Here is a 14928-nt window from a genome sequence, read left to right on the forward strand (position 1 = left end):
AGTCGAAGGCGGGAACGCGCAGGTCGACTGCGGCGCGGGGCGGCTTCGCCGTCGACCAGCACACTTCCGCCCGAGCACGGCGACGACGTGCACCTCGACCGAGCCGCCCGGCCGTCGACCAGCGCACGTCCGCGGCGGTGGTCACCCGTCGTGGTGACGGGTGACCGTCCGCCCGCCCGGACGGGTGGTTCCGGCGACGCGCCGCCGTGGCGGATCCCCGATCGGCCGGGCCGGGGTCCCCCGGCTGGTTCACTACCGGTGACCGCGACGGTCCCGCCGGGCCGTCGGTGCCGATGTCACACGGGAGCGTGCCGTGCCCTACGAGGTGGTCAGCGCCTACACCCTGGTCCTCGGTGACGCGTGTGCGGACGACGGCAGCACGACCGGATCCCGGCCGGAGGTCTCCGTGCACTCCACCGCCGAGGACGCCTGGCGGGCGCTCGACGCCGGCATCCGTGCCCGGTGCGGGATGCGCCCGCGGCCGCGCCGCCGGGTCGACCCGGATGCCGTCGTCCGGCTCGCCGACGCCTGGCGGGCGGCGGACCCGACCGCGCGCTACTGGCAGGTCACCGCGCACCGGTTGCCGATCATGCTCCCGGAGCTCGCGCGGCCGGTCCCGCCCCCGGCCGTCGCGCCACGCGCCCCCTTCCGCACGGCGAATGCGTAAGGCCTTCCGAAAAGTACATTGGATCCGAGTGTTCCGGCCTGAGGGAGTGTTTCTCCGGCGCCGGCCCGCACATTTCCGGAGTATCGTCACCGGGCATCACCGAATCCGTCACCGCAGGCAGGTTGCGTTCGTGTGACAAGGCCGTCACCAGCGACGACGTCACACCGCGGGAAAGGTGTACTGGATCGATTTACCTGATCGGTGCTGTGCCTGACCTCTCAAGAAGGGCCATGGGTAGGCGCGATTTCCGCGGGTAGCCTCGGCGTACACCCTTTCCCGTCTGGGCCCGGGCCGCATCGGCCACGGGCTCGCAGTGGTTCCCCCGGGCGGCGGGCCGGGGCCGGCGAGGAGAACAGGACGACATGACTGCAGCGACCGTTCCGGGCACCGACCGCGCACCGACCACGAACCAGGGCGTCGTGGCCTGGGTTCAGGAGATCGCCGATCTGGCCGCCCCGGACCGCGTCGTGTGGTGCGACGGGTCGGAGGAGGAGTGGACCCGGCTGACCGACCAGCTGGTCGACGCCGGCACGCTCACGCGGCTGGACCCGGACAAGAAGCCCAACTCGTTCCACGCCGCCTCCGACCCGGACGACGTGGCGCGGGTCGAGGAGCGCACCTTCATCTGCACCGAGACCGAGCGCGGCGCCGGGCCGACCAACAACTGGATGGCCCCGGCCGAGATGAAGCAGACCATGACCGAGCTGTACCGCGGCTCGATGAGGGGCCGGACCATGTACGTGGTCCCGTTCTGCATGGGCCCGACCGACTCGGACGACCCGATGCTCGGTGTCGAGATCACCGACTCGGAGTACGTCGTGATCTCCATGAAGATCATGACCCGGATGGGCTCGCGCGTCGTCCCGCTGCTCGACGCCGCCGGTGACCGCTGGGTGAAGGCGCTGCACTCGATCGGTGCCCCGCTCGAGCCCGGCCAGGCCGACGTGCCGTGGCCGTGCAACGAGACCAAATACATCAGCCACTTCCCGGAGACCCGGGAGATCTGGAGCTTCGGCTCCGGCTACGGCGGCAACGCCCTGCTCGGCAAGAAGTGCTACGCCCTGCGGATCGCCTCGGCCATCGCCCACGACGAGGGCTGGCTCGCCGAGCACATGCTGATCCTCAAGCTCATCAGCCCGGAGGACAAGGCGTACTACGTGGCCGCCGCGTTCCCGAGCGCCTGCGGCAAGACCAACCTCGCCATGCTGCAGCCGACCATCCCGGGCTGGCGCGCCGAGACCGTCGGCGACGACATCGCGTGGATGCGGTTCGGCAAGGACGGCCGGCTCTACGCGATCAACCCCGAGTTCGGCTTCTTCGGTGTCGCGCCGGGCACCAACTGGAAGACCAACCCGAACGCGATGCGCACCATCGAGCAGGGCAACTCGCTGTTCACCAACGTGGCGCTGACCGACGACGGCGACGTCTGGTGGGAGGGCCTCGAGGGCGAGCCGGCCCACCTGACCGACTGGAAGGGCAACGACTGGACCCCCGAGTCCGGCGTGAACGCCGCCCACCCGAACTCCCGCTACACCACGCCGATCGCGCAGTGCCCGGTCGTCGCGCCGGAGTGGGACGACCCGAACGGCGTCCCGATCTCGGCGATCCTGTTCGGTGGCCGCCGCAAGACCACCATCCCGCTGGTCACCGAGGCCCGCGACTGGCAGCACGGCACGTTCATGGGCGCGACCATGTCCTCGGAGAAGACCGCGGCCGCGGCCGGCAAGGTCGGCGAGGTGCGCCGGGACCCGATGGCGATGCTGCCGTTCCTCGGCTACAACGTCGGCGACTACTTCGCGCACTGGGTGAACGTCGGCAAGAGCGCCGACGCCGGCAAGCTGCCGAAGATCTTCTACGTGAACTGGTTCCGCCGGGGCGACGACGGCCGGTTCCTGTGGCCGGGCTTCGGCGAGAACAGCCGGGTCCTGAAGTGGTGCATCGAGCGGATGGAGGGCAAGGCGGCCGCCGTCGAGACCCCGATCGGCTTCGTGCCCACCGCGGACCAGATCGACCTCGAGGGCGTCGACGCCGACCCGGCCGACGTCGCGGCGGCGCTGGCCGTCGACGTCGAGGAGTGGAAGGCCGAGATCCCGCTGATCGAGGAGTGGTTCACCACGATCGGCGACAACCTGCCGAGCTCGGTCCGCGACGAGTTCGAGGCCCTCAAGCAGCGTCTCGGCGCCTGACCGATCCCCGCGCGAGCCCCCGTCCCCGGCCCGGTGGCGGGGGCTCCGCCGTGTGGTGTCGAGACTCCATAACGTCACGCCCGGCGGCGGTGACAGGGCGGTTCGCCCGCCGTAACGTCCCCGTCCGGATCGGCACACCGGTGCCGGTCGCGCACGGTGCACGAAGCTGGGGGCGGGATGGTCACGACGGAGCGGCCGAAGGAACCCGAGGGACGCGGCGGAGGCCCGACCGCCCGCCGCCGGGACCCGAAACAGATCGCGCTCTGGGCCGCGGTCGCGGTGCTCGGCGCGGTGGCCTGGGGGATCGTCGCGTTCACCCGCGGCGAGCAGATCTCGGCGGCCTGGCTGGTGTTCGCCGCCGTCGCGTCGTACGCGATCGCCTACCGGTTCTACTCCCGCTTCATCGCCTACCGGGCCCTGCTGGTCGACGACACCCGGGCCACCCCGGCCGAGCGGCTCGACGACGGGCAGGACTACCAGCCGACCGACCGCCGGGTGCTGTTCGGGCACCACTTCGCCGCCATCGCCGGTGCGGGACCGCTCGTCGGTCCGGTGCTCGCCGCGCAGATGGGCTACCTGCCCGGGACGATCTGGATCATCGTCGGCGTGATCGTCGCCGGCGCGGTCCAGGACATGGTCACGCTGTTCTTCTCCACCCGCCGCGGCGGGCGCAGCCTCGGCCAGATGGCCCGCGAGGAGATCGGACCGGTCGGCGGCGTCGCGGCCATCATCGCCGTGCTGGCGATCATGATCATCCTGCTGGCGGTGCTGGCGCTGGTCGTGGTCCAGGCGCTCGCCGACTCGCCGTGGGGCACGTTCTCGCTCGCGATGACGATCCCGATCGCGCTGTTCATGGGCTTCTACCTGCGCTACATCCGGCCAGGGAAGATCATCGAGGGCTCGGCGATCGGTGTCGCGCTGCTGCTGCTCGCGATCGTCGCCGGTGGCTGGGTGCAGAACTCGTCCTGGGGCGAGGTGTTCCACCTGAGCGCGAACCAGCTGACGCTGGCGCTGGTGATCTACGGCTTCGCCGCCTCGGTGCTGCCGGTGTGGATGCTGCTGGCCCCGCGCGACTACCTGTCGTCGTTCATGAAGATCGGCGTGATCGTGCTGCTGGCCGCGTCGATCCTGCTGGCCTGGCCGACGCTGCAGATGGCGCCGCTGACCCGGTTCGCCTTCGACGGGCTCGGCCCGGTCGCGGCGGGCTCGCTGTTCCCGTTCGTGTTCATCACGATCGCCTGCGGTGCGCTGTCCGGCTTCCACGCCCTCGTCTCCTCGGGCACCACCCCGAAGCTGATCCAGAAGGAGTCGCAGGTCCGGGTGATCGGCTACGGCGCCATGCTCATGGAGTCGTTCGTGGCGGTCATGGCCATGGCCGCGGCCTGCATCCTGGACCCGGGCCTGTACTTCGCGATGAACATGCCGAGCACGGTGCTCGGCCCGACCGTCGAGTCGGCGTCGGCGGCCGTCCAGCAGATCGGGTTCACGATCTCCCCGGCCGACCTCACCGCCGCTGCGGCCGCGGTCGAGGAGCAGAGCCTGGTCGGCCGCTCCGGCGGCGCCCCCACCCTGGCCGTGGGGCTGTCGACGGTGTTCTCCGAGATCTTCGGCGGCGAGGCGATGCGGGCCTTCTGGTACCACTTCGCGATCATGTTCGAGGCGCTGTTCATCCTCACCACGGTGGACGCCGGCACCCGGGTCGGGCGCTTCATGCTGCAGGACACCGTCGGCAACATGTGGCCCCGCTTCAAGGACACGAGCTGGCGCCCGGCCGCCTGGACGGCCAGCGCCGTCATCGTCGGGGCCTGGGGCTACCTGCTCTACGCCGGCGTGAACGACCCGCTGGGCGGCATCTACCAGCTCTTCCCGCTGTTCGGCATCGCGAACCAGCTGCTCGCCGCGGTCGCGCTGGCCGTCTGCACCACCTTGCTGATCAAGACCGGCCGGGCCCGGTACGCGTGGATCACGCTGGTCCCGCTCGCGTTCGACGCGGCGGTCACGCTCACCGCGAGCTACCAGAAGATCTTCTCGGACAACCCGAAGCTGGGCTTCTGGGCGCAGCGCACCCAGTACCAGGAGGCGCTGGACGCGGGGAAGACCAGCCTCGGCACGGCGAAGTCGGTGGAGGACATGCAGCAGGTCGTGTTCAACACGACGCTCGACACCGCGCTGACCGCACTGTTCGCCATCCTGATCGTCATCGTGCTGCTCGACTCGATCCGGGTGTGGGTCGCGGCACTGCGCGGCCGTCCGCTCGGTGGCGGGTCGGAGGACCCCTACGTCGAGTCGCGGCTCTGGGCGCCGTCCGGGCTGATCCCCACGAAGGAGGAGCGCGCCAAGCAGCGCGAGCTCGCCGGCTCCGGGACGTCCGGATGACCCGGCTGCGGGCGGTCTGGCAGTTCCTGCGCGAGCTCGCGGGGGAACGGGACTACGAGCGCTACCTGCAGCACCGGGCCGCGCACCACCCCGGCGAGCCGGTGCTGTCCGAGCGTGAGTTCTGGCGGGAGCGGACCGACCGGCAGGACCGGCAGCCGTCCGCCCGGTGCTGCTGAGATCTCGGTTCCACTCCGATGGAGTAGTGCTGCCTGCCGGGTCGTCACTCAGGGTGGACGCCGGAGGTCGCCCGTGTGGCGTCGTTCCGCGATGCCGCGAGATCGGCCCAGCGTAGCGATGTGACGGGTAGCCTCCGAGGGGGACCGATCCGCCGCAGCCGAGTGCCCGTTCGGGACGAAGGTCGTCGCGCACCGTGAGGGAACGTGGTGTCGGCCGAACGGGGCACCGGAGTGGCGGCGGAACGCCGAGCGCGCCACGGCGATACACACCGTGGGCGCCGTCCCCGGTACGGCGTAGCTGGCACGGCGGAGGTGTAGGCGAGATGCTCGATGTACGGGTGTCCGAGGGCACGGACCCGGAGACGCTCGTCGGGTTCGTCGAGCGGCTGGCGGGCAGCGGCCGGGGCGGGCCGGCGACGCGTGCGGCCACGTCCCGGATCGTGGGTGACATCCGCGCCGGCCGGGTCCCGGCCGGGCTGCGCTCGCTGTCCGCGGCGCTGGAGTCACCGGCCCGCCGCCCCCGGCCCGGCGACGAACCGGAGACGCTGCCCGGCGTGGTGGCGGAGGAGCCGCTGGCCGTCCTGTCCGACACCGCCCCGGACGAGCTGGCCCGCGCGCTGGCCGAGCTGACCGGCTACGGCATGCGGATCCTGCTCACCGGTGCCACGACCGACCGGCTGGCGAGGGTGTGCGCGGCCCTGCCGGACGCCGTCGCGGGGAGGGTCGTCGACCACCTGCCCGAGCTGTCGCCCGCCGAGCTGCGCCGGCTGCGCAGGCTGCTGGCCACAGCCGGGGCCGACCGCTCCGCCCGCACCGACCAGGAACTGCCACCGGAGTCCGCGCTGCCGGCCCCGGCCTTCGTCGCCGGCTGCTGCGCGCGGGCCGGCCGCACGGTCGACGGCGCCGAGACCGGCGAGGCCCGGGTCGTCCCCGACCTGCTGCGTGACCTCGACGCCGACCGGCGCGCCGCCGTCACCCAGGTCGCCCGGTGCGTGCTCGGCAAGCTCGACGCGCTGGCCGAGGCCCCGGACGCCGACCGGCTGCGCACCCTGCTCGCCCGGCTGGTGCACGGCGGCCTGCGCACCGAGTTCGAGGCGCTGCAGGGCCTCGCCCCCCGCCAGCGGGACGACCGGGCGGCCCGGGCCGAGTCCGGCCCCCGGATCGAGGCCGTGGAGGCGCTGCCCCAGGGCGGCGCCGAGGCGATCCGGCGCTACCTGGACTTCCTGGACAACGGCGGCCGCAGCCGCTCCTACTTCAAGCCCCCGGAGCAGAAGGACGCCGAGCCGCTGCTGCGCGCGTTCCGGACCGACGGCGAGGTGCCGCAGACCTACGACGAGGTCCTCGCGGTCGCCCACCACCTGCACCTGGCCCAACGGGACGACGAGATCGCCCGCCTCTGCTCGGTGCTCGGCCTGCCGGTCCCGCGGTCCGAGCACGAGCTGCCCGCGCTGATCGACTCGCTGGACCGGGTCGCCGCGGCGGCGCGGTCGGTGGCCGGGCTGCGGCACGACGTGCTGTTCCTGCAGCACGACTCGCCGGTGTCGGTGCCCGACCTGGACGCGACCGAGCGGGTCGCCCGGGCGATCGTCGACTACGACGAGCACGGTGACCCGGCGGAGGCCGCCGACGAGCTCGAGCGGCTGGCGGCGGCGTGCGAGTCGTCCGTGCCGTTCGGTGCCGCGGGGCCGGAGCACACCGCGGCGGTCGCGGCCCTGCGGGCACACGACCCGGAGGCCTACGCCGGCGCGCTCGACGAGCTCGGCCGGGCCCGCCGCGAGGTGGCCGACCGCGCGGAGCTCGAGCGGCTCCTCGGCGAGCTGGCCCGGAACCACCCGGACCTGGCGCGGGCCTGGTCCGAGGACGCCGCGCGCGGCGTCCCGGGGTTCGGGCTGCTGCGGGTGATCGGGAGCGACGCCCTGCTGTCCGCGCTGCCGCCCGCCGACGCCGCGGACCTCGTCGTCGTCGTGGGCGCCGGGGCGCTGCAGGCCGACGCCCTGCTGCTGACCGCGGCCGCGCCGCGGATGGTGGCCGTCGTCGGGGACGAGCCGCGGGCCGCGTCGTCCGGGACGACGCTGATCGAGGTGCTGAACCAGGCGTCGGCCCGCTTCCTGCGCGGCACCGGCCTCCCGGAGAGCGTTCCGGAGAGCACGGGCCCGGACACCACCGCCGCCGAGCCCGCCGCCGAACCGGTGGTGCCCCCGGAGACCCCGGTCCCGGCCCAGGCCGGCCCGGTGGACGAGCCCGCACCCCCGGCGGCGCCCGCCACGTCCGGAGAAGCCACGTCCGCAGAACCCGCCGCGCCCGCGGTCCCCGCGCCGCGGACCGCGTCACCGGCCGCCGGCGAGGACGTCGACCGCCGCCCGGCGGCACCGTCGGCGATGGCTCCCGCCCGCGGCGCCCGCGAGAAGTAGGGCCGGGCTCAGCCGGAGCCCACCGCCCGGATGCCGTCCGCCACCCGTTCCAGCAGCACGAACGGGTCCTCGGCGGGCGGTGTCACGCGTTCCCACCGCGCGCCCGACTCGGGGGCGGCCGGGACGTAGAGCGTCCAGATGCCCTGGTCCGGATCGTCGGCGCGCAGCTGCGCCAGCGGCGTCGACGACCAGGCCGCGCCCAGCTCCGGGAACGACGGCGGGCGCCGGTCGAGGATCGTGACGGTGCGCCCGGCGGTCGTGTAGCCGATCCGGCGCCGGTCGCGTTCGGCTTCGGGCACGAGCTCCGCGCACCACGTCGCGAGCCGCTCGCGCACCTGCTCCGGGACTCCCATGCCGCGAGATGGTCCCGGATCCGGCCTGCCCCGCCAAGCCCGCAACGGGCTAACGTCGCGGCCATGGCAGAGCACGAGGTGAGCCGGTTCGGGCACGTCGATCTCGACGGGCTCCCGCCGGACCTGGCGGAGCGCATCGGGGCAATCGCCGAGAAGTCCGGGTTCGTCCCGAACGTCTTCCGGGCGCTCGGTCGCCGGCCCCGCGAGCTGCGGGCGTTCCTGGACTACCACGACGCGCTGATGGACTCCGACGACGGGCTGTCCAAGGCCGAGCGGGAGCTCGTCGTCGTCGCCACCTCGGGGGCGAACCACTGCACCTACTGCGTCGTCGCGCACGGCGCGATCCTGCGGATCCGGTACAAGGACCCGGAGATCGCCGAGAAGGTCGCCACGAACCCGTACGCGGTGGAGCTGTCGGAGCGCGAGCGGGCGATCGTCGATCTCGCCCTGCTGGTCGCCCGGCAGTCCGAGGCGCTGACCGAGGCCGACCTCGACGACGCCCGGGCCGCGGGCCTGACCGACGACGAGATCTGGGACGTCGGCGCGATCACCGCGCTGTTCGCGATGTCGAACCGGCTCGCGCACCTGACCGCGCTGCGACCCAACCCGGAGTTCTTCCTGATGGGCCGGCAGGCCCGGTAGCGGATCGCGTCCGACCTGCCCACCGACGGGGAACTCCCTGCCGGACCGGGTGCGTTCCCCTACCGTGGGTCCTTGCGACTCACGAGCTGCGGCTCACCGAGAAGCCGCGCACGTCACGGAGGTCCTCGACATGGCACACCTGTTCCGCCGGCTCACCGTCCTCGCCGGGGCGGTCGAGGCGGCCCGCCGCTACGCCAGGTCCAACCCGGACAAGGCCGGGAAGGTCCTGGACTCCGCCGCCCAGTTCGTCGACAAGCAGACGAAGGGCAAGTACACGAACCAGATCAGCGGTGCGGCCCGCAAGGCGAAGGACGCGGCCGGGATCCCCCAGCCCGGCTACGGCTACGGCACCCCCGGCACCACCCCGCCCACCCCCGGCCCGGCGACGGGCACCCCGCGGGGCGACGGCGGTCCGACCACGCCGAACACGCAGCAGCCGCCGGCGTTCCCGCCACCCCCGGGGACCCAGCAGGGCTCCTGAGGTCCCCGCCCGGCCCCGGTCCACGACCGGGCGCCGGGCGTCGCGTGTGGACACCGCGGCACTCGGCTGTCCGACCGCACGCCGGCGTGCCAGGATCGGCGTCGACGCACCGACGCGTCCCTGGCCCGCCCACCCGTGCGGGTCACGGCGGGACAACGCCCCGCGACCGCCACCCGGTCCGGGCGACACCGAGGAGGTACGCCGTGGACAAGCCGCAGGCATGGGTACCGACCGACCCGCGGTCGCGCCCCAGCCAGTCCCAGGTCGTCGCCGGCCTCAAGGGGGTGGACGCGGGAGGGCCCGAGCTCGTCCAGCTGCTGACCCCCGAGGGCGAGCGGGTCCCGGACGAGCGGTTCGACCGCTACGCCGACGTGTCCCTCGACGAGCTGAAGTCGCTGTACCGCGACCTGGTCCTGGTCCGCCGGGCCGACCGCGAGGGCAACTCGCTGCAGCGGCAGGGCGAGCTGGGCATCTGGGTGCCGCTGCTCGGGCAGGAGGCCGCCCAGGTCGGGTCCGGGCGTGCGCTGCGCCCCACCGACATGTGCTTCCCCAGCTACCGCGAGCACGGGGTCGCCTGGTGCCGCGGCGTCGACCCCGCCGAGCTGCTCGGGATCTTCCGCGGCACCGACCACGGGTCGTGGGACTTCACCGGGAAGCGGTTCCACCCGTACACGATCGTCATCGGCAACCAGTGCCTGAACGCGGCCGGCTACGCGATGGGGCAGCGCTTCGAGTCCAAGGTGGGCGACCCGGACACCGGCGAGGCCACCATCTGCTACTTCGGTGACGGCGCGACCAGCCAGGGCGACGTCCACGAGGGCTTCGTGTGGGCCGCTGCGTACGACGCGCCGCTGGTGTTCTTCTGCCAGAACAACCAGTGGGCGATCTCGGTGCCGCTGAACCGGCAGACCCGCGTTCCGCTCTACCAGCGGGCCCGCGGTTACGGCTTCCCCGGCGTCCGGGTGGACGGCAACGACGTGCTGGCCTGCCTGGCCGTCACCCGCTGGGCGCTCGAGGAGTGCCGGACCGGCAACGGGCCGGTCCTGATCGAGGCGTTCACCTACCGGATGGACGCCCACACCACCTCGGACGACGCCACCCGCTACCGGCTCGCCGGCGAGGTCGAGCTGTGGAAGCTGAAGGACCCGATCGAGCGGGTGCGGGTGCACCTCGCCCGGCGGCACGGCGTCGAGCCCGAGTTCTTCGACGGCGTGGAGGCCGAGGCGAACGAGCTCGGTGAGCGGTTGCGGGCGTTCTGCCGGGCGATGGCGCAGCCCGGCCCGGAACGGATGTTCTCCGAGGTCTACGCGGACCCGTCACCGCAGGTCGAGGCCGAGCGGGCGGAGTACCTCGCCTACCACGCGTCCTTCGTCGACGGGGAGGGCTGAGCCATGGCGACCACGCTGGCCAAGGCGCTCAACGACGGCCTGCGGGCCGCGATGGAGCGTGACCCGAAGGTCCTGGTCATGGGCGAGGACGTCGGTAGGCTCGGCGGCGTCTTCCGGATCACCGACGGGCTCCAGAAGGACTTCGGCGAGCAGCGCGTGCTGGACACGCCGCTGTCCGAGTCCGGGATCATCGGCGCCGCCGTCGGGCTGGCGGTGCGCGGCTTCCGGCCGGTCTGCGAGATCCAGTTCGACGGGTTCGTGTTCCCCGGCTTCGACCAGATCGTGTCCCAGCTGGCGAAGCTGCGGTACCGGACCCAGGGCGCGGTGCCGGTGCCGGTCGTCGTCCGGATCCCGTTCGGCGGCGGGATCGGCGCGGTCGAGCACCACTCCGAGTCCCCGGAGTCGCTGTTCGCGCACGTCGCCGGGTTGAAGGTGGTGGCGTGCTCGAACCCGGCCGACGCCTACTGGATGATCCAGCAGGCGATCCTCACCGACGACCCGGTGATCTTCTTCGAGCCGAAGCGGCGGTACTGGGAGAAGGGCGAGGTCGAGGCCGACCTGGATGCGGCGCCGCCGCTGCACAGCGCGCGGGTGGTGCGGGCGGGCTCGACGCTGACCGTCGCGACCTACGGCCCGATGGTGAAGACCTGCCTGGACGCGGCCACCGCGGCCGCCGAGGACGGTCACGAGCTCGAGGTCGTCGACCTGCGCTCGCTGTCCCCGCTGGATCTCGAGCCGGTCGCCGAGTCGGTGCGCCGCACCGGGCACCTGGTCGTGGTGTCCGAGGCGCCGTCCGAGGCGTCGATCACCGCCGAGGTCGCGGCGCGGATCCAGCAGGAGTGCTTCTTCTCCCTCGAGGCGCCGGTGCTGCGGGTGACCGGGTTCGACACCCCGTACCCGCCGTCCCGGCTCGAGGACGACTACCTGCCCGACCTGGACCGGGTGCTGGACGCCGTCGACCGATCACTGGCCTGGTGAGGACCTGTCAACATGCGTGAACTGTTCAAGCTGCCCGACGTGGGCGAGGGGCTGACCGAGGCCGAGATCGTCGCGTGGCGGGTGGGGCCGGGCGACACGGTCGCGGTCAACGACGTGATCGTCGAGATCGAGACGGCGAAGGCGGCGGTGGAGCTCCCCTCGCCGTGGGCCGGGACGGTCGGTGAGCTGCTGGCCGAGCCGGGCTCCACCGTCGAGGTCGGGACCCCGATCATCGCGATCGACACCGCCGGCTCCGGTGGTGGGGCGGCCGGCGAGGACGGCGGCGCGAAGATCGGTGAGGCCGGCAAGGACGGGCGGATCGCCACCCTCGTCGGCTACGGGCCCCGGCAGGGCCCGGTGAAGCGGAGGCCGCGTCGCGGGACGGCGGCCGGCGGCGGTGACGCCCCGGCGGCGCACGGTGCGACCGGCCCGTCCGGGGCGACCGGGTCGCCTGCGGGGACCGGCGCGGAGGGGCCGGCCGGGGTTGCTGCGGACGGGCCCGGCGCGACCGCCGCGGACGGGCCCGCCGGGGTTGCCGCGGCCGGCGCGGTGGGGCCCGCGGAGGCGGCCGAGGTGCGCACCGAGGTGCCCGGCCCCGCCCCGGGTGACGCCTCCCCCGACAGCCCGGCACCCGTCGACGCCTCCGGAGCCGGCGGCAGCCGCCGGAGCGCCGACACCAGCGGCGGGACCACCGGTGCGCCGGGGTCCGGGCCGGTCGGCGGGCTCGTCCCGCTCGCGCCGCCGCCGGTCCGGTTGCTGGCCCGGGAGCTCGGCGTCGACCTGCAGACCGTGACCGGGACCGGGGGGGACGGCCGGATCACCCGGGAGGACGTCCGGGCGGCGGCCGAGAGCGCGGCCGGGGCCGCGGGCACGCCGGCCCCCGCTGCGGGGTCCGTGGCATCGCCGAGTGCCGGTGGTGTGCCGGCGGGCGGCGCCGCCGGTGTTGCTGCCGCCGCAGGTGCTGCCGGTGCTGCGGGCGCGGCCGCGGGTCTCGCCGGTGGGGCCCCCGGGAGCAGCGCGGCGCCCGCCGCGGCCGCCGCGGGCCCGGCGACCGCCCGGCCGGCCGGGGACCGGCGGGAACCGATCCGCGGCGTCCGGAAGGCGACCGCGGCCGCCATGGTGTCCAGCGCGTTCACTGCACCGCACGTCACCGAGTTCCTCGACGTCGATGTCACCGCCACCATGGCGCTGCGGGACCGGCTGAAGGGTTCGCGGGAGTTCGCCGACGTCAAGCTGACCCCGCTCGCGTTCGTCGCGAAGGCGGTCTGCCTCGCCGCGGCCCGCACGCCCGCGGTGAACGCCAGCTGGGACGAACGGGCCGGCGAGATCGTCTACTACGAGCACGTGCAGCTCGGGATCGCCGCCGCCACCCCCCGCGGCCTGGTCGTCCCCAAGATCCGCGACGCCGACCGGCTCGGCCTGCACGAGCTGGCGGTCGCACTGGGCGAGCTCACCGAGACCGCCCGGGCCGGCCGGACGGCGCCCGCGGACCTCGTCGGCGGGACGCTCACGATCACCAACGTCGGCGTGTTCGGGGTCGACAGCGGCACCCCGATCCTGAACCCGGGCGAGTCGGCGATCCTCGCCGTCGGCTCGATCAAACCGGCGCCGTGGGTGGTGGACGGCGAGCTGGCCGTCCGCACGGTCTGCCGGCTCGCCCTCTCGTTCGACCACCGGGTGGTCGACGGGGCCGAGGGCTCCCGGTTCCTGGCCGACGTGGGCGCACTGTTGGAGGATCCGGGGGTCGCCTTCACCTGGTGAACGGGTGGCCAGCTGGTCGGTTGCGGGGAATTCGGTCGATCCGGGAGCAGAACGGCGTGCTCGCGCGTTCTCCCCACATGCCGTTCGTGCTGCTCTACGTCGTGCTCGAGGTGGCGGCGATCGCCGCGCTGGTCGCGTGGATCGGGCTGGGCTGGACCCTGCTGGTCCTGCTCGCCGGTTCGGTCCTCGGCCTGCTGCTGGCCCGCAGCGAGGGGGCCCGCGCCGCCCGCGCGCTCGCCACCGCGATGCAGCGCGGCAGGCTCGCGCACGAGGAGGCGACCGACGGCCTGCTGATCGCGATCGGCGGTGTCCTGATCTTCCTGCCGGGGCTGATCTCGGACGTGCTCGGGCTCGCGCTCGTGTTCCCGCCGACCCGGGGCATCGCCCGCCGCCGGATGGTGCGTGCCGCCGAGCGTGCCGCCCCCGGCCTGCGGACGGCGCGGATCCGGTACGGCGCGACCGTGGTGGACGGTGAGGCGGTCACCGAGCCGCGGCCCGGCTCCTCACCGTCCGGGCAGCCGCCGCTCATCACCGGATCGGGCGTGTCCGGGGCCGCGGGCCCGGCCGGCCGGGAGCGGCCCGGGCCCGGCGGCGGTGGCCCGGTGGTCGACGGCGAGGTCGTCGACGACCCGGACCGGCGCGACCGCTGAGCGGTCCCCCTCCGGAGCCCCGTCCGAGATCACCCGACCTGCGTCCGCGCTGCTGACCGGCGACCTGGGGCACCATCGTGCTGATCGATCTCGGTGCGGGGCTCGAGGTGCACGTTGTCGCCCGGTCCGGGGCACCATCGTGTTGATCGAACCCGGCGCGGTGGTCGAGGAGCACGTTGTCGTCCGGTCTGGGGCGGGATCGTGCTGATCGGGCGCGGCGCGAGGGTCGAGATGCGCGTTGTCGCCCGGGCTGGGGTGGGATCGTGTTGATCGATCTCGGCGCGGTGGTCGCCGTGCACGTTGTGGCCTCGTTCGCGGCGCCGACGTGCTGATCGACCTGGGCTCGGTGTGCCGATCCGTCCCGGGGGACGCGCTCGGTCGCGGCGACGGTGCGACCGAGCGCCGCGGACCGCGGGACGGGCGCGGCTGTGCCCCCGGAGCTCACCAGCCCGGGCGCGCCCCCGAGAGCAGGTTCCGCAGCCCCGCGCGGACTCCGCGACGCTGCGTGATCGGGCGCATGCGCAGCGTCGAGTGGTGCATCTCCGCGGCGCGATGCCGTCCACGGTGTCGGATCACGGCACTTCCTCCCGGGCGTCAGCGTCGACAGGGGTGCTTTCCGTGACGAAGTGTCGCTGGTCGATGCCGGTGGTGGAAGGAGAACCCGGCGAGGCCACCGGATCGTGACGACATCGATGTCATTCACCGCCGGGACGCGCACCGACCGTTCCCGGAGGTGCCGCGCGACCGTCCCCGACCCCGGGATCGCACCCGGAGGTCGCCACGCTCCGTGACGGCCCGCGCGGGTGCGCCGGTGGGGTCCGGGTCCCGCGGCCGGGGGTGCGGATCGTTGGGCCGGCCG

12 protein-coding genes are annotated in these 14928 nt (G+C 73.9%); 11 read left to right on the top strand and 1 reads right to left on the bottom strand.

All coding sequences use genetic code 11. From position 1 onward, the window contains the following. The first annotated feature begins 313 nt into the window (after nucleotides 1–313). From H7X46_RS26415 to H7X46_RS26435, 5 genes are all read left to right on the top strand, one after another. Entirely contained in the window at nucleotides 314–667 is a 354-nt protein-coding gene (locus tag H7X46_RS26415) for a hypothetical protein (RefSeq protein WP_186361919.1), read from the top strand. Nucleotides 668–1029: 362 nt separating this feature from the next. Beyond that, entirely contained in the window at nucleotides 1030–2853 is a 1824-nt protein-coding gene (locus H7X46_RS26420) for a phosphoenolpyruvate carboxykinase (GTP) (RefSeq protein WP_186361920.1), read from the top strand. Between the two features lie 177 nt (nucleotides 2854–3030). Continuing rightward, complete coding sequence (locus H7X46_RS26425) at nucleotides 3031–5229, top strand: carbon starvation CstA family protein (RefSeq protein WP_222131446.1); 2199 nt, start codon at nucleotides 3031–3033, stop codon at nucleotides 5227–5229. Then, nucleotides 5226–5405 carry a YbdD/YjiX family protein gene (locus tag H7X46_RS26430; RefSeq protein WP_186361921.1) on the top strand — a complete coding sequence of 60 codons (180 nt, stop codon included), beginning with the start codon at nucleotides 5226–5228 and terminating at the stop codon, nucleotides 5403–5405. The genes H7X46_RS26425 and H7X46_RS26430 overlap by 4 nt, the downstream gene beginning before the upstream one ends. A gap of 323 nt (nucleotides 5406–5728) precedes the next feature. Further along, complete coding sequence (locus H7X46_RS26435) at nucleotides 5729–7816, top strand: hypothetical protein (RefSeq protein WP_186361922.1); 2088 nt, start codon at nucleotides 5729–5731, stop codon at nucleotides 7814–7816. A gap of 8 nt (nucleotides 7817–7824) precedes the next feature. On the opposite strand, the gene H7X46_RS26440 is transcribed toward H7X46_RS26435, so the two are convergent. After that, a complete protein-coding gene (locus tag H7X46_RS26440; RefSeq protein WP_186361923.1) occupies nucleotides 7825–8169 on the bottom strand; it encodes a hypothetical protein in 345 nt (114 codons plus the stop codon). A 63-nt stretch (nucleotides 8170–8232) separates the two neighbouring features. Here H7X46_RS26440 and H7X46_RS26445 point away from each other — a divergent pair, with 63 nt between their 5' ends. The 6 genes from H7X46_RS26445 to H7X46_RS26470 all read left to right on the top strand — a co-directional run bounded on the left by H7X46_RS26445 (nucleotide 8233) and on the right by H7X46_RS26470 (nucleotide 14069). Then, nucleotides 8233–8811, top strand: a complete 579-nt coding sequence (locus H7X46_RS26445) for a peroxidase-related enzyme (protein WP_186361924.1) — start codon at nucleotides 8233–8235, stop codon at nucleotides 8809–8811. Nucleotides 8812–8941: 130 nt separating this feature from the next. Then, entirely contained in the window at nucleotides 8942–9292 is a 351-nt protein-coding gene (locus H7X46_RS30995) for an antitoxin (protein WP_186361925.1), read from the top strand. Nucleotides 9293–9495: 203 nt separating this feature from the next. Further along, a complete protein-coding gene (locus H7X46_RS26455) occupies nucleotides 9496–10680 on the top strand; it encodes a thiamine pyrophosphate-dependent dehydrogenase E1 component subunit alpha (protein WP_186361926.1) in 1185 nt (394 codons plus the stop codon). A gap of 3 nt (nucleotides 10681–10683) precedes the next feature. After that, on the top strand, nucleotides 10684–11658 hold the full coding sequence (locus tag H7X46_RS26460; protein ID WP_186361927.1) for an alpha-ketoacid dehydrogenase subunit beta: 975 nt from the start codon (nucleotides 10684–10686) through the stop codon (nucleotides 11656–11658). Between the two features lie 12 nt (nucleotides 11659–11670). Beyond that, on the top strand, nucleotides 11671–13419 hold the full coding sequence (locus H7X46_RS26465; protein WP_186361928.1) for a dihydrolipoamide acetyltransferase family protein: 1749 nt from the start codon (nucleotides 11671–11673) through the stop codon (nucleotides 13417–13419). 56 nt (nucleotides 13420–13475) lie between these two features. Further along, nucleotides 13476–14069 carry an FxsA family protein gene (locus H7X46_RS26470; RefSeq protein WP_370588983.1) on the top strand — a complete coding sequence of 198 codons (594 nt, stop codon included), beginning with the start codon at nucleotides 13476–13478 and terminating at the stop codon, nucleotides 14067–14069. Nucleotides 14070–14928 lie beyond the last annotated feature (859 nt).

The sequence above is a fragment of the Pseudonocardia sp. C8 genome, assembly GCF_014267175.1.
Lineage (GTDB): Bacteria > Actinomycetota > Actinomycetes > Mycobacteriales > Pseudonocardiaceae > Pseudonocardia.